Raw genomic sequence first — 18,819 nt, forward strand, 5'->3', positions numbered from 1 at the left:
GTCAGGCCAAACAATGGTTGGTATTAGACAGATCCGGCGGCTGGACCGGCCTGCCCAGCACGCTGCCACCCCAAGCTGCCAGTTGCGCCACACTGCCTTTTGCGATCGTGCTGCCTTTGCCCGCCGCCTGCACCATGGCGGCTTCCTGCTCAACAGACGCCAGCCCGACCGGCACCTGTCGGTCCCGCAAAAACCATCCGCTACCAAGCCCAATGGAAAGTGCAAACGCAATGGAGGCCGCCATTTGCGGCAGGCTGAAACGTCGCACCCTGCGTTCTCTCAGGCGGGCAATATCAAAGCGGGCGGGGATCGGCTCGCGGAGGTCTGTATCCAGCGCGGCCCGCAAGCCGTCACGCTCCTGCCGCCATGCCATGACACGGTGCCGTGCCTCCGGGTGGCTTTCCAGCCAGAGATCCACCTGTTGGCGACGTTCGGGGGAGAGAAAATTATCAACCCAGGCGTGAATGTCATCCTCGGTCACAGGGCTGTCGGGGTGCGTCATTTCACCCTCCTCAGGATGGGACGTTTCTCATGGCCTGCCAGATCATGCAGGGCAGACCGGGCGCGGGAAAGGCGGGACATCACGGTGCCGACCGGCACACCGAGGATTTCCGCCACCGCCTGATATTCCAGCCCTTCAACCCCCACGAGCAGCAGCACCTGCCGATGGTCATCGGACAGACGCCCGAAGGCCTGCGTCATGTCCTGTCATTCAAGATGAGGAATTTGCCCGGCGTCCTGCAATGGTTCCGGGAAAGAGGTTTCTGCCATGGGCACCAGACGCCGGACGCGCCGCCACCGGCTGACGTTCAGGCGGTAAGCGATAGTAAAGAGCCAGGGGCGTAAATCGGACCGATCCCGCACCTGATCCATGCGGGTCAGAGCACGTTCCAGACAGTCCTGCACCAGATCGTCGGCCTGATGCGGGTCACGGGTCAGAACCCGCGCATACCGTCTCAAAGCCGGAATAACGCTCTGTAGTCTGATGGTCTCGTCATCGTCCAACCCGGCTCTGCCCCTCATGCGCTTCATCTCTTGAGGACAGAGACGCTCAGCGCGCCACTTTATTCCCAATGGCGCGGAGCAAAAGAAAAAATGTTTCTCAGTCGCGCGATTGTCGGGGAATAGATCCGGCTCTCCTGCGTCTTCCCCACAGATGACATCAAAGGAGCGGCCTCAATGGCGGCAAAATCGACAGGCCCTTCGGGCTCTGCACTCCGCTGGCTGGGTGTTGCAGCCGCACCGGCAGCGCTGGCTCTCGGCTTTCTCTGGGCCGGTGGCTGGCTTTCCCCCAACCGCGTGACCCAGAACCGCCTGATGGGGGAACTGCATGACGCGGGCAGTTACGGGCAGGGTTTCCGGCGCGCTCATTCCAAAGGCGTGTGCGTTACGGGGCGGTTTGATGCCAGCGGCGCTGCGGCCTCTGTGTCGAAAGCGGCTATTTTTCATGAACAGTCTGTGCCCGTAGTCGGGCGGTTTGCTCTGGGAGCAGGGCAACCTTATGTGACCGACAATCCGGCAACGGTGCGCAGCATGGCGCTGCGCTTCATGCCCAAAGATGCGCCGGAATGGCGTGCCGCTATGAACAACCCACCCGTTCTGCCCTTGCGGGATGCACAGGATGCTTCAGACTTCTTTTCCTCTCAACGCATAGATCCCGCGACAGGAAAACCCGACCCGGCGCGCGTCAAAGCGTTTGGCGCAGCGCATCCCTGGCTTCAGGCCGCAGCGGAGAAAAACGCGCATCGCGTGATCACCTCAGGCTTTGCGGATGACACGTATCACAGCCTCGACAGCTTTCTGCTTGTTGGAGAAACCGGCACGAAAACGGCTGTCCGATGGGCCATGGTGCCTGTGCAGCTTGTGGCCCCTGCCGATACCGCAGCAGGCGGGCGTGATTATCTGTTTCAAAGGCTGATTGCAGATATCCATGACCACCCTCTGCAATGGCACATGGTGCTGACTGTGGCGGGTCCTCATGATGCCGTTAATGACCCCAGCCAGATCTGGGCGCAGGATGACCGGACGATTGATGCAGGCACCCTGACCCTGAGCGCCGTTGAGAGCGAGGACGGTGGCCCCTGCACCGGCCTCACTTTTGACCCTCTTGTTCTGCCCCCCGGCATTGTCGCTTCGGCTGACCCCATCCTTCAGCTTCGGTCAGGTGCTTATATGCGGTCTTTCTCTTTGCGTTCCGGGGAGAAGCGCGGGCCAAGCGCCATCACGCCTGCCATGACACAGGCCCCAGCGGCAGAAAGTGAGAAAAAATCATGAAGCCCATACCTGCGTTTTCGCCTCTGGCGCGCGTGCTGCACTGGCTGATGGCTGTGATGATTCTCAGCATGCTGTTCATCGGTATTTTTATGGCCTCGTCCCTTGGCCCGAGTTACCATCGGCTGGTCTCGCTGCATCGTCCTTTAGGGATTGCCATTCTGGTGCTTGCCCTCCTTCGGCTGACATACCGGCTGCGTCATGCCCCGCCACCTTTGCCGAATGACCTTCCCGCTGTCCTGAAACTGGCCGCCAAAGGCTCCCATATCCTGCTGTATGCCCTGATGATTGCGTTGCCTCTTGTGGGCTGGGGCATGCTCTCAGCTGGCGGCTATCCTATTCCCTTATGGGGGAACGCTGTGCTTTTGCCGCCCATCCTGCCGCATAACCCGGCTGTCTGGTCCTGGCTGCGTTCTATCCACACCGTTCTGGCCTTCACCCTGTTTGGACTGGTGCTGGCCCATATTGGCGCGGCTCTGTTCCACGGTCTGATCCGGCGGGATGGCGTGCTTCAGAGCATGACCGGCAGGAAAACCCCGCTGTAAGGGGAGAGGGCTTAGCCCACACAAGCCGAGAGGAGTGCTTCAGAAAAAAGCACTCCCCATCGCGGCCTCTTTGCGGCTGGTCTTAAAAACTTCTGCCTGAAGCTTAGAATGTCAGCTCCAGATTGCTCTGCACATAGGCCCCGGAGGAAGCCCCGGCTTTGATCATGGCGCGGGAGGCGAAGATGTATTCGCCATCAAGGCTGAAAGTAATGTGGCGGGTGGCACGCCAGGTAAAGCTGGCCTGCGGCATGGTGGCGGTATAGCCCCCCTGCGGGCGGAAGCTGTAGGCCGCCGTGGGGTTGGCATAAATGGCATCATGCGTGCTGTTGCGCCAGATGACCGGCACTTTCAGCAGCAGGCTGGTATTGCGGCTGGTGGCAATGGTGGCCAGCGGGCCGACGTCAATCAGGTTCGAGTTGCCGATATAGGTGCTCATATCCAGATAGTAGGCGCTGGGTACGAAGGGGGAGAGAAAGTTGCCCCAGCTGCTGGTCTGGCTTTTGCGCGTATCCCCGCCGGAAATGGCATCGGCCTGAATCCCAATGGCCGGACGCCCCCACCATTTGGCAAAACGCCATGAGACGGTGCCGTTAAAGGAATAGGCGGACACCGGGCGTTTGGGGCCATTGTTGGCCGCGTGGAAGTTGCCGCCCTGCCACATGCCGCCCAGAGAAAATTCGATCGGTCCGGCATTGCCCCAGATGCGTGTGCCGGGCGTGTCACGATGCGTGGAGCCGGCAATGGTGCTGGTCGTGCTGGCAATAGGGTTACTGGAGAGCGTGTAGCCCAGATAAAACGTATCCACGAAAATCTGGCTCTTTTTATCCAGAAATTTGAATTCGGGGATAGCGTAGGACGTATACGCCCCGAACAGGCGCGTTCTCCAGCCCACCTGATCATGGAACGCGGTGGTGGGGGCGTTGTTGGTCAGGGTGAGGTCAAACAGATCCACACGGAAGCGTTTCCAGAAGGCGTAGCCCCGCAGGCCGTTCCAGGAATAGGGCAGGGTAGGGTAAACGCTGCCTGCTGTTACGTAAGGCGGCGCATCCAGAAAGGACATGCGGCCGACCATGGCCCCCATGGTCGCGCCCAGCAGGTGGCCTTTGACTTCTACAAACGCCTGCTGTGCGTCCAGCTTGCTGCGCCAGCGGCCCCCGGTATAGCCGTAATAATTGATGCCCCCGGCCTGGCCACTCATCAGCTCCCCATACAGGCGCACATGCTCGCCCAGATGCAGGTCCGCCCCGGCATTCCAGCGCAGGGTGGAGCGGTAGGCAGGATCTTTCTTGACGGTGCCGAACATAGCCCGCTGGTCGTAAAACCCGTGATGGCGGAAGTTGCCGCTCAGCGTGAGGTAGATGGAGCCGCTGTTATTGAGCGGGATGTATTTCAGCGGGTCTGCCCAGTCGATACGGTTCCTCTTGTCCCGCAGGCTGGACCAGTCTTCCGCCCAGCGGGAGACAGCGTAATACGCCACCGTGCCGAACCCGGCAGCCGCCCCGGTATTGGCGTTGAACACGCCCCACGGCCCCTGATGCATGAGGGAAGACGGCAGCGGCTTGAGTTCCAGAGACTGCGGCTGGCCGTAGGCTTCCGGTCGGCTGGTGAGCGGCGGCAGCAGCATATTATCCCAGAATCCGCCACGCGCCGGAGGCTGGGTGGTGGTGGGTTCCTGGCCGTTGGGCGCAACTGTGGCTTTAGGCGGCTTGCGCACGACGTCTGAGAGCCGTGCGGGCATGGTGTCATGCGAGGCATTGATCTCATGCGCTGGCGCGGTATGGCGCACCACGGAGGGTGCGGGTTGCACGGTGCTTTGCGCATGGGCCGCCGCAGAGGGCACCACAATGGCAAGAAGGGCCCCGGCAGGCATCAGCCAGAGCAGCCCTGTGGACAGGCCGCTGGAAAAACAAAAGCGGGAGCGGGCAGACCACAGGCGCGATACAGGCGCGCCTGCGCTGCGAGCAAACAGATGGTTCATGACAGAACACTCTGAAAAAAGGGGAACCTGAGGGCAGCGATAAGGCTGTGCGGCGGAAACGCCGGGGCCTTATGCGGGAGCGCGGAAGGAGCGGGAGAGCGTAAGTCGCTCTCGGACCGCCCTAAGGTGCGCGGGGGCTGGCAAGGCAGCCACACGGCACCGGCGCCCCTCATTCTGCGTGGACCGCAGGGGGGATGGGGGCAGATAGAAGATGGTGTCCGAACCGGGACAGCAGAGCATCAGCATGACGGCACGACCTTATTGCGTCATGGCTTAACCAAATGGCTTGCCATGCATTTTTTGTTATTCTGGCGTGCGTTATGGGTATAGCTAAACGCGAGCCCTGTCAGCTCGCGTTTGCGTGTGACACGAAATCTTTAAGTGCAGGATCAGCCGGATTGCGGCAGGCCACCCAGCCGCGTCAGGCAGTCCCGCGCGCGGGTGACGAGGTGGATTTCATGCACGCTGGCAACGGCCTTGCGCGCATTGCTCTGCCAGCTGCGCGGCATGCCCTGCGGGGAGCAGACGGCGCGGGCCCCAAAGAGCGGGCCGTCTGTCTGGTCCATGGCGGCCAGAACGGCTGCCGGATGCGTAGGCAGGGCGCGGCGCATGGCGGTGCGGAGGGAAAGCGCTGTGGCCGGGTCGGCCTCGGGCATCAGAGCTGCCAGAACGGAGGCGGCTTCCGGCTGACCGGTGCTGACAGCCAGCCGCACGTCTGACCATTTGCGGCTTTTGGTCAGGGTGCGGGCGGTCTGCTCCGGCCCGTCACTCTCCAGCATGTGCAGAATATGCGTGGAAGACTGGTTTGCCACCGTCTGGGACGCGGTCTGAACCGGGGACTGCGCCACCGCATTCGGGCTGGTGCGGGCAGGCGTGCCGACCGTCTCCGTTGCCTGCTGCGGGGCCGCAAAGGCCCGCGCCAGGGAGGCACTGAGCGGTGCCGTGGCGGGTGTGGCTGGCTGCGCTGGTTTGGCGGGGCTGGGGAGCGCGGTTTCGGACAGAGCGGCCCGGCGCATATCCGCCACCAGAGGCCGGGGCGGAGTATGCGAGAACGTGGACAGGCTCAGCGCGCCAGCAACCAGAGCGGAAAGGATTACAAAGCGGGGCATACGCATAAGAACTGTCTCCTTTCCTGAAGAGGCGACCAGACCAGAAGGGGCGGGCCGCAGCGTAAGACTGACTGAAGTCCATTGAGGCAGGCAGAAAATGGCGCGGTGAAGGCAGGAGCACGGAAAGGTTGCGGCGGAGGCGGCGTGTGTCCTATAGCGGGCCGGATTGGTCAGAGCTTTAAGGCGTCTGTCTGTGTAACCCTTCCCCCAGAGGATCAGATTTTTCTATGAGCAGCACGTCTCCTTCTCCCTCCGAAATTACCCGTCTCCAGACCGCTCTGCGCCGCCTGCTTGGTGCCAAGGGTCTGTCCGTTAACCCGCCGCCGCGCGCCGGCATGTCGGTTGAACTGGCTGTAGACGGGGAAGTGATTGGCACGATTCATCGTGATGATGACGAGGGCGAAGTGTCTTACGCCATCAACATCATTCTTCTGGAAGAAGATCTGCCGGCTGAAAAATAAGCCGCAGTCTTTCAGGCCTTAACCAGAGAGGGAGAGACCCGGAAGGGTCTGCTCCCCATCGGGCCTTCAGGCGTTGGAGGGGGCGACGGACGCCTGCATGATGGGCGTGCGTGCGGTGGGAAATTCCACCTTGGTCACTTTCCAGCGCCAGTTCTGAATCCGCATTTCAATTTTCAGCGGCGTGTCATGCTCGTGGCCGGGCAGGGGCACATCCACTTCAAACTGGTCAATCCGGGTGAAGCGGACCGAAGCCTTTTCCACCAGTGAGGCAAAAGACGGCGCGGGCTGGTTGGCCGGAATGGCTGCCGGGACGGCCTGATCAACCAGCGTGCCGAGATTGGCCTGCGTGACGGTGAAGTCCACTGCGTTGGACACAGCCGTGGTGGCGAAGGATGAGCCGAAGTCCGGCAGATCATCCGAGGCCTGTTCCAGATGCAGGCCGGAAAGGGTCTGGTGCTTGATGGATGCATCCAGCTCGGACCAGTTGATGACCTGCCCAAGGGCCATCATGTCATGCGTCTGGATGGCGGAGCCGATGTTCCAGAGCGTGACGAACGGGGAGGCCAGATACAGGCCAAGTGCAGCCGCTGAGGCGCCGACACACACTCTGCGTGCGGCCTGCAAATTGTTCAGACTGGCGGCACGCCGGACAAAAGGTCCGGCAGAGGTGAGGGCGGTCATTGGTTGCACTCCTCATATGCTAAAATTGCAGTTCACGTATAGCAGACGCATGGCTCCCATGCATAGTTTCATTAATATGAATTCATAAGATCACGAAAAAGTGAACGGGGTATAAAAAACCCCGGCATGGCATAGAAGGGCCACACTGCTGGCCCGCCCAAAGTCAGACAGACCTAATCCGCAGAGATACTCTGCCCGCAGCAAAAGGGCGCTCAGATGGCGTTTGATTTCACGGAAGCCGAAATTCAGCGATATTCCCGCCATATTCTTCTGCCGGAGGTCGGCGGCACAGGGCAGGCGGCTCTTAAGGCGGCCTCTGTGCTGATTATTGGGGCGGGCGGCCTTGGCTCCCCCGCAGCGCTCTATCTGGCCGCCGCCGGGGTGGGGCGGATTGGGCTGGTGGATGATGACACCGTCGAACTCTCCAACCTGCAACGCCAGATCCTGCACACCACGCAGGCCGTGGGAACACCCAAGGTGGACTCCGCCCGCGCCCGGCTGGAAGCCCTGAACCCCGAGATGACGCTGGAAACATGGCCCATGCGGCTGACAGCGGACAACGTGGAGGATCTGGTCAGCCGGTATGATCTGGTGTGTGATGGGTGCGATAACTTCACCACCCGCTATCTGGTGAACGCGGCCTGCGTGCGGACGGGGCGACCGCTGGTTTCCGCTGCCGTGCAACGGTTTGAAGGCCAGCTTTCCACCTTTCATCCTGTGCGCGGTGGCCCGTGTTATCATTGCCTTTACCCGCAGACCGACGGCGCGGCAGAAGGTCTGACTTGTGGCGAGGCCGGGGTGTTTGGAGCCGTAACGGGCGTGATGGGCACTCTTCAGGCCACGGAAGCGCTCAAGGAGCTTCTGGGGCTGGGGACGTCGCTGGCCGGACGGCTGCTGATGTGGGATGCTTTGAGCACACGGTTTACTACCATCGCCCTGCAACGGGACCCGACATGCCCGGTGTGCGGAACTCTGAAACGGGAGACGTCTGATGGCTGAACTTTCTGGAGAACCTGGCGGCGGGCTGTTTGCAGGCTCCTCTGCGCCTGCCGCAGCCCCTTCGGGCCGCACCGGCTTTTCCGCTGCCGTGGGGGCCTCGGCCTTTCCGCAGTGTGATCTGGCGCTTGTGATTGTGGAAGCCCGCTATGAGCGTGTGCATGCCGCTTTGATGCTGGCTGCCACGGCCTGCGCGCTGGGCCAGACGGTCCTGCTGTTTGGCATGGGGGCCGGTGTGGCCGCCTTCTGCGCCCAGTGGGAGGGACTGGAAGACGCGCAGCGGGAAGACTGGCGGAAAGCTGCCGGTGTGGCGGGGCTGAATGACCTGCGCACCGCCCTGCGGGACATGGACGCCACGCTGATGGTGTGCGACTCCGGGTTGAAGACCATGGGCCTGACGGACGAGGCGCTGGAAGAGGGCGTAGCGGTTGTGGGCCTGCCTACGTTTCTGGACAGGGCGGGGGCGGCCCGCGTGGCGGTTTTCTAAAAACCGCTTGCCCCCGCGTTTCTCTCTTGGCAGGGATGCAGGCATGATGTTCACATTGCCTCTGACCTTCCGGTTCCGACTGCTGTCCTGTCTGGCAGGGTGTGCGGTCGCTCTGTCTGGCGCGGTTGCTGCTGATAAGAAGCCCGCCGCGCACAAGCACCATGCACACCACGCCGAAGCGGACCATACTGCTGCCAGGAAAAAGACAGCAGACAAACCCGCTGCCAAAAAGGCCGCTACGGCGGACGGCAAGAGTGCGCATCGCAGCCATCATGAGGCCGCCAAGGCCCACCACGCTGCGGGGCAGACGGCTCATGCTCCCGTAAAACATAAAGCTGCCACGGTTGCCGCTGGCGCTGCTGCTGCCGGAGCCGCCGCGGGCGCAGCCGGGGCTGCTGCTGATCAGCCTGCAACGCCGCCTGCCGCAGCCACCCCGCCGGAACCGCCCAAAGGCACCGTGACGGGCCTGCCGCTGCCGCGCTACGCCGCTCTGCGGTCTGATGAAGTGAATATGCGGGCTGGTCCGGGCCGTCGTTTCCCCATTCTCTGGGTTTATCACCGCCGTGGCATGCCCATGCGGATTGAGCGTGAGTTTGATGTGTGGCGTCTGGTGGAAGATGAGACCGGCCAGAAAGGCTGGATCCAGCAGGCGACGCTGTCCGGCGGGCGGGACTTCCTTGTGCCGGGTGAACCGCCGGGGGATGAAGCGCCGCTGGAAGTCAAACTTGATAAGAACGGCAATAAGGAACAGCCCTCCGGCCATATGGACACCCGCGTAGTGGCCACGCTGCCCACGCCTGCCGATGCCAGGAGTGTGACGGGGGCGGTTGTCATGCACAGCACGGCCAGCAACGATGCGCCTGCGGTTGCTGTTCTGAAACCCGGCTCTGTGGGATCTGTTAAGGAATGTGCAGCCGGGTCTGAGTGGTGCAAGGTCTCGGTCAAGAACTACACCGGCTGGGTTCCCCGCCGTGCAATCTGGGGCGTGGACGCGGAGGAAGCCATCACTCCCTCCTGAACCCCGGACTGGTTAAGTAAGGAGAAGGAGTGATCATGCCCACCTCACACGCGCTTATCTGCCGGACCAAGATTGTCGCCACTCTTGGCCCGGCATCCAGCGATTACGAGACAATTCGGGATCTGGCTGTGGCCGGGGCGGATGTGTTCCGCTTCAACTTCTCCCACGGCACGCATGAGGACCACGCTGCCCGCCACGCCATTGTGCGGCGGGTGGAAGCCGAATTGGGCGAGCCCATTGGTATTCTGGCCGACATGCAGGGGCCAAAGCTGCGGGTGGGCGTGTTTGCCAATGGCAAGGTGACGCTCAAACCCGGCGCCTCTTTCCGGTTCGATCTGTCCAGCGTGCCGGGGGATGAAACCCGCGTCTGTCTGCCACACCCTGAAATTATTGCCGTCGCCAAACCCGGCAGCCGCCTGCTGATGGATGATGGCAAGCTGGCTGTCGTGGTGAAGGATGTCGGTCCGGACTGGCTGGAAACTACGGTCGATGTAGGGGGCGTGCTTTCCAACCATAAGGGCGTGAACGTGCCGGATGTGGCGCTACCCATCCCGGCCCTGACGGAAAAGGACCGGCGGGATCTGGCCTTTGCGCTGGATCTGGGCGTGGATTACGTCGCGTTGTCCTTTGTGCAGCGGCCGGAAGATGTGAGCGAGGCCCGCACGCTGGTGGGTGAGCGCGCCAACCTGCTGGTCAAGCTGGAAAAGCCGCAGGCGATCGAAAATCTGGAAGCCATTCTGGAACTGACGGACGCCGTGATGGTCGCCCGTGGTGATCTGGGCGTGGAACTGCCGCCCGAAAATGTGCCGCTGGTCCAGAAGCGCATCATCCGTCTGGCCCGCCGCCTTGGTAAGCCGGTGGTGGTGGCCACCCAGATGCTGGAAAGCATGATTTCCGCGCCCACACCCACCCGTGCGGAAGCGTCCGATGTGGCGACGGCGGTGTTTGATGGCGCGGATGCCGTCATGCTCTCCGCAGAATCCGCCGCCGGACAGTATCCGCGTGAGGCCGTGCGCATCATGAACCGGATTATCTGGCGCATTGAGCAGGATGCGGAATGGCAAAGCATGATGGCGCGCGCCCGTCTGGCGCCGGAAGATTATGTGGCCGACGCCATTGCCGGGGCGGCCCAGCAGGTGGCGGATACGCTCAAGGCTCCGGCCATTGTGGCCTATACGCATCGCGGGGCCACGGCCTTCCGCATTGCGCGGGAGCGGCCATCCTGCCCCATTCTGGGCATTACCCCCACGCATGAAGCCGGGCGGCGCATGGCGCTGGTCTGGGGCGTGCGGGCCTTTGTGAATGAAGGCAAACAGGTAATGAACGTGGAAGACATGGTGGACTCTGCGCTGGATGTGGTGAACCGCGCCAGAATTGGCAGCTCCGGCAATTCCATCGTGATTGCCGCAGGGGTACCGTTTGGGGTGAGTGGCTCCACCAACACGCTGCGGGTTGCCAAAATTCCCTGAGGATTTGGGCATTGCGTCCGCTCTCCGGGTGGACACAGCGCCCGAGGGATGACAGTGGGAAGGGAAAATAAAGGCGTACCCGCCGATGGTGTGCCTGATGAGGCAGGAGTCAGACACGATGGCTAAGGCGACACGCCGCAGCATTATGCAGCGCCGGACGGTTTTACAGGGGCTTGCCTGCGTTCCGACAGGGCTTGCGGTTTCCTCGCTCGCGCAGGCGGCAGACCATGTTGTGACCCCGTCGCAGCCGGAAACAACCCGCCCGGCGGACGTCACCACCACGCCGCCGCGCCAGTGGGGGCCGGGCGCGCCGCCAGCCTACACGCCGGACCCGGATGTGATTGTGATTGATCGCTCCTTCCGCGACCTGCTGTTTGGGGCTGCCACCCTGCACCGGGTGTGGGATCAGGGCACATGGCTGGAAGGGCCGGCCTGGTCTGCCGAGGGGCGGTATCTGCTGCTGAGCGACACCGTAACCAGCCGCCAGTACCGCTACTTGTGGGAGACGGGCGAGGTCACGGTCTTCCGACCGGAATCCTACCATTCCAACGGCAATACGTTTGATTATCAGGGCCGCCAGATTTCCTGCGAGCACTTCCTGCGCCGGGTGATCCGCTGGGAGCACGATGGGTCCGTGCGCGTGCTGGCCGACCGGTATGAAGGCCACGCCCTGAACTCCCCCAATGATGTGATTGCCCACCCGGATGGCAGCATCTGGTTTACGGACCCCGGCTATGGCGATGGCTTTACCGAAGGCCACGCGGATGAGCCGGGCGGTGAGGCCAACCCGGAAGGCCATATTCGCTGGCGGATAGGCGAAGAGCTGATTGGTGAGCTTGGCGGTGTGAAGCGGCAGGCAGACCATACCTTCCGGATTGATCCTTCAGGCCGGATTGAATGTGTGCTGACGCAGGAGCAACTGCCCAATCCCAACGGTCTGTGCTTCTCGCCCGATCACTCCCGTTTGTATGTCATTTCCTCCGGCAAGCAGCCGGGTGGCTATGGGCATGACGGGGATCAGGCCGTGCATGTGTATGACGTGCACAAGGACAACACCCTCTCCAACCCGCGCCTGTTTACCAACATGCATTTTCAGGGTGTGCAGATGGGGCCGGACGGGATGAAGGCCGATATCTTCGGCAATCTCTGGTGCGGGGCCAGCGGGCCGCTGGGGCTGTGCGGGGTGTTTGTGTTCAACCCGGAAGGCCAGCTGATTGGCCGGATCCGCCTGCCGCATGGGGTGTCCAACCTGACCTTTGGCGGGCCAAAGCGGAACTGGCTGTTTATGTGTGCAGGGGAATCGCTCTACCGTCTTCAGGTCAACACGCAGGGCGCGGGCGCAGCGTAATGCGCGGGCCGATCAGGCCCGGTTTTTCAGGAAGACTGGCAGCAGCGTAAAGAGCCCGCAGGCGCAGGCGACAAACAAGGGCAGGCCGCTGGCGGGAGAAAACGCCATGGCGGAGCCTGCCATGCCCGGCCCCATAAAGGAGCCGAGCCCCCACGCAACTGACGTGGCGGCGTAAACAGACACAAGGTCTCCTCCGGAAAACCGGCTACCCACCACAGACATAGCCACAGTGTAGAGTGCAGCAAACAGTCCATCCCACACAAACAGCAGCGGGTAGGCCAGCGCGGGGGTGCCAATGGCGAGGGGCCAGAGCAGCGCCCCGAACGTGGAGGCCGTGCCGAGGGTGATAAGCAGCGCGCGTGGGTTCTTCAGCCGGTCCGCCAGCCGACCGAGCGGGGCTTGCAGCACAATAGCGCCCAGCAGCATGGAGGAAAGCAGCAGCGTGGCCTGACGTTCCGACCAGCCCGTATGCAGGGCGTAAAGCGGCAGGAAAGCGGAGCTTGCGGCTTCCAGCATGGCCATGAGCAGCGTGACGCAAATGGCGATGGGGGCCATCCCGATATAGCGCCACAGGCCGCTATGGGCCGGGCGCTCTGGCTTGGGCGCACGCATCCACGGCATGCTCACCATGGCAAAGGCTGCCAGCACAAACACACTGGTGATGGCGAACGGAGCTACCCCATGCCGCCCCACCAGCGTGAGCAGCACCGGGCCAATGGCAAAGCCGGAGGAGAGCATGGCGCTGTAAAACCCCATGGTGCGCGTGCGGTTACTGTCATCCGTGCTCTGGTTCAGCCAGCTTTCCGACATGATGAGCATGCTCTCGGTCGCGATCCCCAGCACAAGGCGGAGGGGGAACCAGAACCAGACAGACGGCACAAGAGGGAACAGCAGAAGTGTTACGGCGGTGCAGCCCAGCGCTGCTAGCAGAACCGTGCGCGGCCCTACCCATCCGGCCAGCCGGGGCAGGAACGGGGCAATGCCCAGCACCCCGACGCCGTGCATCATGGCCAGAGCGGCAATGGTGTGCGGGCCGTACCCGTGGTCCAGCAGGGAAAAGGTAAGAAGCGGCGTGCTGAGCCCGTAGGTCAGGCCGAAAATCATCCCGACAGAAACAAGGGAGAGAATGGGCAGACGGGAACGCGTGGGAGAAGAAGCAGAAGGAAGCAAGAGCAGGCCAGACACCGTTGGAAAAAAGGCCAGTGTATGGGCACACACCGGCAGGGCTTTTGAATATCAGAATTTTAAAGCCGTGCGGCTTTTTATGCTCTTTCCCGGCTGGCGAACATGGCGGATGTTTTCTTAAGGGGACTTCAAAAATCACAACCCTGTTATGTGCGAGAGGGGTTTCGTAAAAAATTAATTGAGAATAGTTCTCATTTGCTATTTATGTGTGTCAAGTTTGACATACTTCCAAAGGGCAGGTGAATGACAAGGATATACAAGGCGTATCTCACGCCGGTATCTGTTGCAGGGGTTCTCTTTTTTTCAGCGCATGCATGGGCGTCCTCGTCTGATACGCTGCATGACGAGAACAGGAAGTCGTCTAAGCGCGAGAACAAACGCCATAAAACGGAAACTGCGGCCGTCACACCGGCCACGCGCGTTGGCAGTGTGGATGCGACGGATGAAGAACGCCTGATCGTAACCGGTCATGGCTTTAACACCATGCATGATTCCGTCGGACTTTCCCGTATGCCGCAGGACGTGATGCATACGCCTCAGAATATCAACGTTGTGCCGCAGGCGCTTATGCGCCAGCAAAATGTGAAGTCTCTGGATGAAGCGTTGCGGAACGTTCCCGGCGTGACGTCCTCCATCGGGGAGGGCGCGGGCGGCATGAACGGAGACCAGTTCCTGATCCGGGGCTTTCAGGCTCAGAATGATATCTATGAGGACGGACTAAGGGATTTTGGGGTTTATTCCCGTGACTCTTTCAATTTTGATTCTGTGTCCGTCATCAAGGGCCCGTCATCGGAAGTATTCGGGAATGGCACCACCGGGGGCGCCATTAATATGGTGACCAAGGCGCCGGGTTTGCAGAACCATTATTCCTCTGAATTTACGGGCGGTTCCGGCAGCTATTATCGGGGCACGCTGGATATTAATCAGAAGCTGGACAGTTCGACCGCCTTCCGCCTGACAGGGATGGGCGATGAGCATAATGTTGTCGGGCGGGACTACATCTATTCGCATCGCTGGGGTGTGGCCCCGTCCATCGCCTTTGGTCTGGGCAAGCGTGCGACGCTGGTTCTGCAATATATGCACCAGCAGGAAAATTCCGTGCCTGATTTTGGGGTGCCGGTTGTCACAAAACCGGGTGCCTCCTACGGCATGCCTATTACGGAATATGGTGTGAAGCGGACCAACTGGTACGGCACCAATAACGACCAGAACGCCACGAACGATAATATGGAAACCGCGCGTTTTACCTATAAGGTAAACGACCATATTACCATTTATGATGATCTGCGCGGCGGCCAGTATTACCGGACCTTTGCGGCCTCCAAAGCCACGTGTGACACGACCTGCGTGAACAACTATTTCAATGGTGACCCGGCGGCGGCTCTTGTTGCGCGTTCTGGTCCGTCAGGTGCCGGGAACGGCAGCGGGCCGGGCACCTATATGGCGCCGCTGCCGTATGAGCAGAAAAGCTGGTCCGTGCAGAATGTTGCGTCCATGGTGGCCAACTTCAACACAGGTTTTCTGCGGCATCAGCTGGTGGCCGGGGTTGATATTGAGCGCGTGAATGACGTGCGCTCACAGTCCACCTATCTGAACCCCAAACCCTATGCCAGCCTCATCAATCCCAACCCGTATGTGGGGAACCTTGACCTCGTGCCGGGGGATAGCAATCCGGCTGGTCTGGTGTCTCTGGGCAGCCTCCATGCCAAATCTCATAGCAGCGGCTACGGGTTTGATACCGGCCTGTTCCTGTTTGACCAGATCTGGCTGACAAACTGGCTTTCCGTCAAAGGCGGGTTCCGCTGGGACCGCTGGCAGACAAGCTACAATCTGACGGGGGGCGATGTTGCGAAAAACCCTGATAGCCACTTCCATGATGTCAGCGGTGTGTTCAACCCCAATGTCAGCCTTGTGGCAACGCCGGATGAACATCAGACCTACTACTTCACATGGGCCAGTTCCACCACGCCGATGGGGATGTATGTCACCAACGGGTCTGTGCCGATCCGCCCCGGCACAAATTCCTTCGCCAGCCCGGAAAAATCTCAGCTTTACGAACTTGGGGCCAAATACAGCCTGTTCCATGACCGGATTGGCGCAACGGCCTCTCTTTTCCGGCTGGATAAAGGCAACACCATGAATGCCGACCCGGTGACGGGGGAAGTGCAGGGCTCATCTGACCGTCAGCGCAACCAGGGGTTGGAACTGTCCGTAGGCGGCATCATTCTGCCGGGCTGGAACATTACTGCTACTTACGCCTTGTATGACAGTGACACGACCTATTCCGCCACCAAAGCCAACCGTGGCAAGAATGTTCAGTATGTGCCGCATAATCAGGCCACGCTGTGGTCGGTCTATAATGCGTTTGCCCACACGCCGTATAATATCTCGTTTGGCGGTGGTGTAACATGGCGGCAGCATGTCTGGCTTAATACGGCCAACACTCTGCGTGCCCCCGCCAATCTGGACTTCAGCGCAGTGATTTCTCACCGTTTCGACAGGCACTGGAAAGTGTCTATGAACGGCTACAACCTTGCCAACCGTCTGAACTATCAGAGTCTGTTTTCCAACCGCGCAACACCCTCTGCGGGGAGAATGTTCCTGGGTGAAGTCAGCTTTACCTACTGAGGTTTTTTACAGAGCGGGTTTGTCGGGCTGAGGTCCGGCAGGCCCGTGCGGTAACAGGAATGCCGCATAAAAAGGGAAATGCCTTACACGGGGCATTTCCTTTTTTGCGTTCTTAGTGACAGCCGCCACCCTTGCTGCTGTCACAATTCTTGCAACTCCCGCAGCCGGTGCGGAGGCCGCCGGGGGTTGCCAGCCGTTCGGCGCGGGCGCGCAGGCCGGTCAGATGTTGGGTGTTACGCAGCAGGCCCGCAAGCGTGCGCCAGAAGGGCACAAGGGTTGCCGGAGCCAGCTTTTGCAGCCAGTAGGCCGCGCAGAAAACGACGATCAGAGCAACGAGGATAATCTGTGTCACAGGTGTCCTCCTGTTATCAGCCGTGGGGCGTTAGCCGGTGAAGAAGCGGGTGATGTGGTAGGTCAGGAAAGAGGCCAGATAGGCCAGCCCGAAGAGGTAAGCCACAGAGACCCAGACCAGACGCCACGACCCGGTTTCCCGCCGGATGACCGCAAGGGTTGAGAAGCACTGCGGCGCATACACATACCATGCCAGCAAAGAGAATGCCGTTGCAAGGCTCCAGTGAGCCGAGAGCAGGGGGGCAAGCTGGGTTGCGGCATCGCCTTCAGACGCGCCAACGGAATAGACCGTCGCCAGACCGCTCACAGCCACTTCTCGCGCCGCCAGACCGGGGATAAGGGCCACGCAAATCTGCCAGTTGAAGCCGATAAAGGCGAAGAGCGGCAGCATGAGGTGGCCAATGCGGCCTGCCAGACTCCAGTCAATGGCCGGGCCAGCTGCGCCAGCAGGCGGGGCGGGGAAGCTGGAGAGCGCCCACATGATGACGCTGAGCGTGACGATGATGGTGCCCACGCGGGAGAGGAAAATGCGGGCACGCTGCCAGAGTTCGATGCACAGGCTTTGCAGGCCGGGCACGCGGTAGCTGGGCAGTTCCATCAGCAACGGGTGCTCTGCCGTGTCCCGCTTTTTGAGCACGCGGGCGACCACCAGCGCGCTCAGCACACCGGCGGCATAGAGCGCGAACAGCACCAGCCCATGCAGGTTGAACAGCCCCAGCACCGTGCGGGAGGGCACAAAGGCTGCAATCAGCAGCGCATAGACCGGCAGGCGGGCTGAACACGTCATCAGCGGGGCGATGAGGATCGTCACCATCCGGTCCCGCGGGTTCTGAATGGTGCGGGTGGACATGATGCCCGGCACGGCACAGGCAAAGCTGGAGAGCAGCGGAATGAAGGAACGGCCACTCAGCCCGGCAGAGGCCATAAGCTTATCCAGCATGAAGGCCGCGCGGGGCAGGTAGCCGGATTCTTCCAGTGCCAGAATCCACAGGAACAGGATGAGGATTTGCGGCAGGAAGACAATCACCGTGCCCGCCCCGGCAATAATGCCTTCCACAATCAGGCTGCGGAGAATGCCTTCGGGTAGCAGCGTGCCGACAAATTCGCCCAGCTGGTCCATGCCGTTTTGCAGCAGGTCCATGAAAGGCTGGGCCCATGAGAACACCGCCTGAAACATAATGAACAGCAGCACGAGCAGGATGAGCATGCCCCAGACGGGGTGCAGCACCCAGCGGTCCAGCCGGGCGTCAAACTGCGGCTGGCGGGTGGAGGTGCGGCGGACGCACAGCGCCATCAGGCGGCGGATTTCTGCGTGCAGATCCGTGCCTTCGGGCAGCGGGGTCGGGGGAGGGGGCACGGGTTCGTCCAGCGCCTGCACAATGCTGGCGGCCCCGCCGCGTTTGACGCCAATGGCGGTAACGACGGGCACGCCCAGTTCCGCCTGCAGGCGCGGCACATCAATTTCCAGCCCCTGCTTCCGCACCGCGTCAATCATATTGAGCACGATCATCATGGGGCGGCCAAGCTGGCGCAGTTCCAGCGCAAAGCGCAGATGCAGGCGGAGGTTGGTGGCGGCCAGAACGCTGATCAGCAGGTCCGGCGCGGGCTCACCTTTATAGACACCCCGGCAGACATCGCGGGTGACGGCTTCATCCGGGCTGGTGGCGTTCAGGCTATAGGTGCCCGGCAGATCAAGAATTTGTACGGGACGACCTGCGGGTGTGGTCAGGCGGCCGGCCTTGCGCTCCACCGTGACGCCCGCATAGTTCGCCACTTTCTGGCGGCTGCCGGTCAGCTGATTGAAAAGGGCTGTCTTGCCGCAGTTGGGGTTGCCAACCAGAGCGACGCGCAGGGGCAGGGTGCTGGTCATGCCTCCTCCGTCTGGGCGGGGGGCGCGGTGTGCAGGGCCGGATCCAGTGCGTTGAGGGTCTCTGCGGAGTCCTGCGGGGGCTGCATCACTACGCGCGCGGCTTCCGACCGGCGGAGGGCGAAGCGGGTAAAGCCGATTTCCACCGCCATCGGGTCTCCCCCAAAGGGGGCAAAGGCGACAACTTTCACAGGCTCACCGGGAACAAAGCCAAATTCCTCCAGCCGCCGGGCAATGGGGTCTGCCGGTGTTGCGGGCGCGACGTGGTCGATAATGCCCTGACACTCAAGGGGAAGCTCGTTCAGGCGCACGGTTGCGTTGTCCTGCTGTGGCGGGTGGGACGTGTGGTGTTGAGAGTGATCCTTAATTCCATTTATGCCCGCTGTCCAATGTCACACCCCTGTGATGAAGGGGGTAAAAACCCT

Annotated in this window: 19 protein-coding genes; 9 read left to right on the plus strand and 10 right to left on the minus strand. The window is 61.4% G+C overall.

Annotated elements, in window-relative coordinates:
- Position 1: 1 nt before the first annotated feature.
- The 3 genes from AD928_RS04360 to AD928_RS15180 are packed head-to-tail and all read right to left on the minus strand — an operon-like array spanning position 2 to position 1,023.
- Complete coding sequence (locus tag AD928_RS04360; RefSeq protein ID WP_233419939.1) at positions 2 to 502, minus strand: anti-sigma factor family protein; 501 nt, start codon at positions 500 to 502, stop codon at positions 2 to 4.
- A complete protein-coding gene (locus tag AD928_RS15175) occupies positions 499 to 702 on the minus strand; it encodes a sigma factor-like helix-turn-helix DNA-binding protein (RefSeq protein WP_233419940.1) in 204 nt (67 codons plus the stop codon). Before AD928_RS15175 ends, AD928_RS04360 begins: the two co-directional genes overlap by 4 nt.
- Positions 703 to 708: 6 nt before the next feature.
- Entirely contained in the window at positions 709 to 1,023 is a 315-nt protein-coding gene (locus AD928_RS15180; RefSeq protein WP_233419941.1) for an RNA polymerase sigma factor, read from the minus strand.
- Positions 1,024 to 1,179: 156 nt separating this feature from the next.
- Here AD928_RS15180 and AD928_RS04370 point away from each other — a divergent pair, with 156 nt between their 5' ends.
- Together AD928_RS04370 and AD928_RS04375 are read left to right on the plus strand one after the other, a co-directional pair.
- Entirely contained in the window at positions 1,180 to 2,274 is a 1,095-nt protein-coding gene (locus AD928_RS04370) for a catalase family peroxidase (protein WP_062248579.1), read from the plus strand.
- Positions 2,271 to 2,816: a cytochrome b gene (locus AD928_RS04375; protein WP_062248580.1), complete on the plus strand. Its 546-nt coding sequence runs from the start codon at positions 2,271 to 2,273 to the stop codon at positions 2,814 to 2,816. The genes AD928_RS04370 and AD928_RS04375 overlap by 4 nt, the downstream gene beginning before the upstream one ends.
- A gap of 103 nt (positions 2,817 to 2,919) precedes the next feature.
- Here AD928_RS04375 and AD928_RS04380 read toward each other — a convergent pair whose 3' ends face one another.
- Both AD928_RS04380 and AD928_RS04385 read right to left on the minus strand, forming a co-directional pair.
- Positions 2,920 to 4,686 (minus strand): alginate export family protein, encoded by a 1,767-nt coding sequence (locus AD928_RS04380; protein WP_373320545.1) that lies wholly within the window; start codon positions 4,684 to 4,686, stop codon positions 2,920 to 2,922.
- 497 nt (positions 4,687 to 5,183) lie between these two features.
- A complete protein-coding gene (locus AD928_RS04385; RefSeq protein WP_062248582.1) occupies positions 5,184 to 5,909 on the minus strand; it encodes a hypothetical protein in 726 nt (241 codons plus the stop codon).
- 221 nt (positions 5,910 to 6,130) lie between these two features.
- Here AD928_RS04385 and AD928_RS04390 point away from each other — a divergent pair, with 221 nt between their 5' ends.
- Complete coding sequence (locus AD928_RS04390; protein WP_062142587.1) at positions 6,131 to 6,364, plus strand: DUF3126 family protein; 234 nt, start codon at positions 6,131 to 6,133, stop codon at positions 6,362 to 6,364.
- Between the two features lie 66 nt (positions 6,365 to 6,430).
- Here the strand turns inward: AD928_RS04390 and AD928_RS04395 are convergent, their stop codons facing one another.
- A complete protein-coding gene (locus AD928_RS04395; RefSeq protein ID WP_062248583.1) occupies positions 6,431 to 7,045 on the minus strand; it encodes a DUF2939 domain-containing protein in 615 nt (204 codons plus the stop codon).
- A 216-nt stretch (positions 7,046 to 7,261) separates the two neighbouring features.
- Between AD928_RS04395 and AD928_RS04400 the strand changes: the two genes are divergently transcribed.
- The 5 genes from AD928_RS04400 to AD928_RS04420 all read left to right on the plus strand — a co-directional run bounded on the left by AD928_RS04400 (position 7,262) and on the right by AD928_RS04420 (position 12,363).
- Positions 7,262 to 8,044, plus strand: coding sequence for a HesA/MoeB/ThiF family protein (locus AD928_RS04400; RefSeq protein ID WP_062248585.1), 783 nt, complete (start codon positions 7,262 to 7,264; stop codon positions 8,042 to 8,044).
- On the plus strand, positions 8,037 to 8,528 hold the full coding sequence (locus tag AD928_RS04405) for a DsrE family protein (protein ID WP_062248587.1): 492 nt from the start codon (positions 8,037 to 8,039) through the stop codon (positions 8,526 to 8,528). The genes AD928_RS04400 and AD928_RS04405 overlap by 8 nt, the downstream gene beginning before the upstream one ends.
- A gap of 43 nt (positions 8,529 to 8,571) precedes the next feature.
- Entirely contained in the window at positions 8,572 to 9,546 is a 975-nt protein-coding gene (locus AD928_RS04410) for an SH3 domain-containing protein (protein WP_062248589.1), read from the plus strand.
- Positions 9,547 to 9,581: 35 nt separating this feature from the next.
- Positions 9,582 to 11,015 carry a pyruvate kinase gene (pyk, locus tag AD928_RS04415; RefSeq protein ID WP_062248591.1) on the plus strand — a complete coding sequence of 478 codons (1,434 nt, stop codon included), beginning with the start codon at positions 9,582 to 9,584 and terminating at the stop codon, positions 11,013 to 11,015.
- Between the two features lie 118 nt (positions 11,016 to 11,133).
- Positions 11,134 to 12,363, plus strand: a complete 1,230-nt coding sequence (locus tag AD928_RS04420; protein WP_062248593.1) for an SMP-30/gluconolactonase/LRE family protein — start codon at positions 11,134 to 11,136, stop codon at positions 12,361 to 12,363.
- A gap of 12 nt (positions 12,364 to 12,375) precedes the next feature.
- Here the strand turns inward: AD928_RS04420 and AD928_RS04425 are convergent, their stop codons facing one another.
- Positions 12,376 to 13,533, minus strand: coding sequence for an MFS transporter (locus AD928_RS04425; RefSeq protein ID WP_233419942.1), 1,158 nt, complete (start codon positions 13,531 to 13,533; stop codon positions 12,376 to 12,378).
- A gap of 258 nt (positions 13,534 to 13,791) precedes the next feature.
- Between AD928_RS04425 and AD928_RS04430 the strand changes: the two genes are divergently transcribed.
- Positions 13,792 to 16,176, plus strand: a complete 2,385-nt coding sequence (locus AD928_RS04430; RefSeq protein ID WP_233419943.1) for a TonB-dependent receptor — start codon at positions 13,792 to 13,794, stop codon at positions 16,174 to 16,176.
- A gap of 112 nt (positions 16,177 to 16,288) precedes the next feature.
- Here AD928_RS04430 and AD928_RS04435 read toward each other — a convergent pair whose 3' ends face one another.
- The 3 genes from AD928_RS04435 to AD928_RS04445 are packed head-to-tail and all read right to left on the minus strand — an operon-like array spanning position 16,289 to position 18,705.
- Positions 16,289 to 16,528: a DUF6587 family protein gene (locus tag AD928_RS04435; RefSeq protein ID WP_062142566.1), complete on the minus strand. Its 240-nt coding sequence runs from the start codon at positions 16,526 to 16,528 to the stop codon at positions 16,289 to 16,291.
- A gap of 30 nt (positions 16,529 to 16,558) precedes the next feature.
- The gene (gene feoB, locus AD928_RS04440) at positions 16,559 to 18,397 is read right to left on the minus strand and encodes a ferrous iron transport protein B (protein WP_062248595.1); all 1,839 of its coding nucleotides are present in this window, start codon (positions 18,395 to 18,397) and stop codon (positions 16,559 to 16,561) included.
- Positions 18,394 to 18,705, minus strand: coding sequence for a FeoA family protein (locus AD928_RS04445; protein WP_062248597.1), 312 nt, complete (start codon positions 18,703 to 18,705; stop codon positions 18,394 to 18,396). The genes feoB and AD928_RS04445 overlap by 4 nt, the downstream gene beginning before the upstream one ends.
- Between the last annotated feature and the right edge of the window lie 114 nt (positions 18,706 to 18,819).

It is taken from the genome of Acetobacter cerevisiae, assembly GCF_001580535.1.
In the GTDB taxonomy this organism is placed as follows: Bacteria; Pseudomonadota; Alphaproteobacteria; order Acetobacterales; family Acetobacteraceae; genus Acetobacter; species Acetobacter cerevisiae.

Bases quoted from the DNA above. Each gene is read 5' to 3' on its own strand.
- AD928_RS04395 (WP_062248583.1), bottom strand. From the start codon at position 7,045: ATGACCGCCCTCACCTCTGCCGGACCTTTTGTCCGGCGTGCCGCCAGT.
- AD928_RS04400 (WP_062248585.1), top strand. From the start codon at position 7,262: ATGGCGTTTGATTTCACGGAAGCCGAAATTCAGCGATATTCCCGCCAT.
- AD928_RS04375 (WP_062248580.1), top strand. From the start codon at position 2,271: ATGAAGCCCATACCTGCGTTTTCGCCTCTGGCGCGCGTGCTGCACTGG.
- AD928_RS04430 (WP_233419943.1), top strand. From the start codon at position 13,792: ATGACAAGGATATACAAGGCGTATCTCACGCCGGTATCTGTTGCAGGG.
- AD928_RS04385 (WP_062248582.1), bottom strand. From the start codon at position 5,909: ATGCGTATGCCCCGCTTTGTAATCCTTTCCGCTCTGGTTGCTGGCGCG.
- AD928_RS04410 (WP_062248589.1), top strand. From the start codon at position 8,572: ATGATGTTCACATTGCCTCTGACCTTCCGGTTCCGACTGCTGTCCTGT.
- feoB (WP_062248595.1), bottom strand. From the start codon at position 18,397: ATGACCAGCACCCTGCCCCTGCGCGTCGCTCTGGTTGGCAACCCCAAC.
- AD928_RS04390 (WP_062142587.1), top strand. From the start codon at position 6,131: ATGAGCAGCACGTCTCCTTCTCCCTCCGAAATTACCCGTCTCCAGACC.
- AD928_RS15180 (WP_233419941.1), bottom strand. From the start codon at position 1,023: ATGAGGGGCAGAGCCGGGTTGGACGATGACGAGACCATCAGACTACAG.
- AD928_RS15175 (WP_233419940.1), bottom strand. From the start codon at position 702: ATGACGCAGGCCTTCGGGCGTCTGTCCGATGACCATCGGCAGGTGCTG.
- pyk (WP_062248591.1), top strand. From the start codon at position 9,582: ATGCCCACCTCACACGCGCTTATCTGCCGGACCAAGATTGTCGCCACT.
- AD928_RS04370 (WP_062248579.1), top strand. From the start codon at position 1,180: ATGGCGGCAAAATCGACAGGCCCTTCGGGCTCTGCACTCCGCTGGCTG.
- AD928_RS04420 (WP_062248593.1), top strand. From the start codon at position 11,134: ATGGCTAAGGCGACACGCCGCAGCATTATGCAGCGCCGGACGGTTTTA.
- AD928_RS04360 (WP_233419939.1), bottom strand. From the start codon at position 502: ATGACGCACCCCGACAGCCCTGTGACCGAGGATGACATTCACGCCTGG.
- AD928_RS04380 (WP_373320545.1), bottom strand. From the start codon at position 4,686: ATGCCTGCCGGGGCCCTTCTTGCCATTGTGGTGCCCTCTGCGGCGGCC.
- AD928_RS04405 (WP_062248587.1), top strand. From the start codon at position 8,037: ATGGCTGAACTTTCTGGAGAACCTGGCGGCGGGCTGTTTGCAGGCTCC.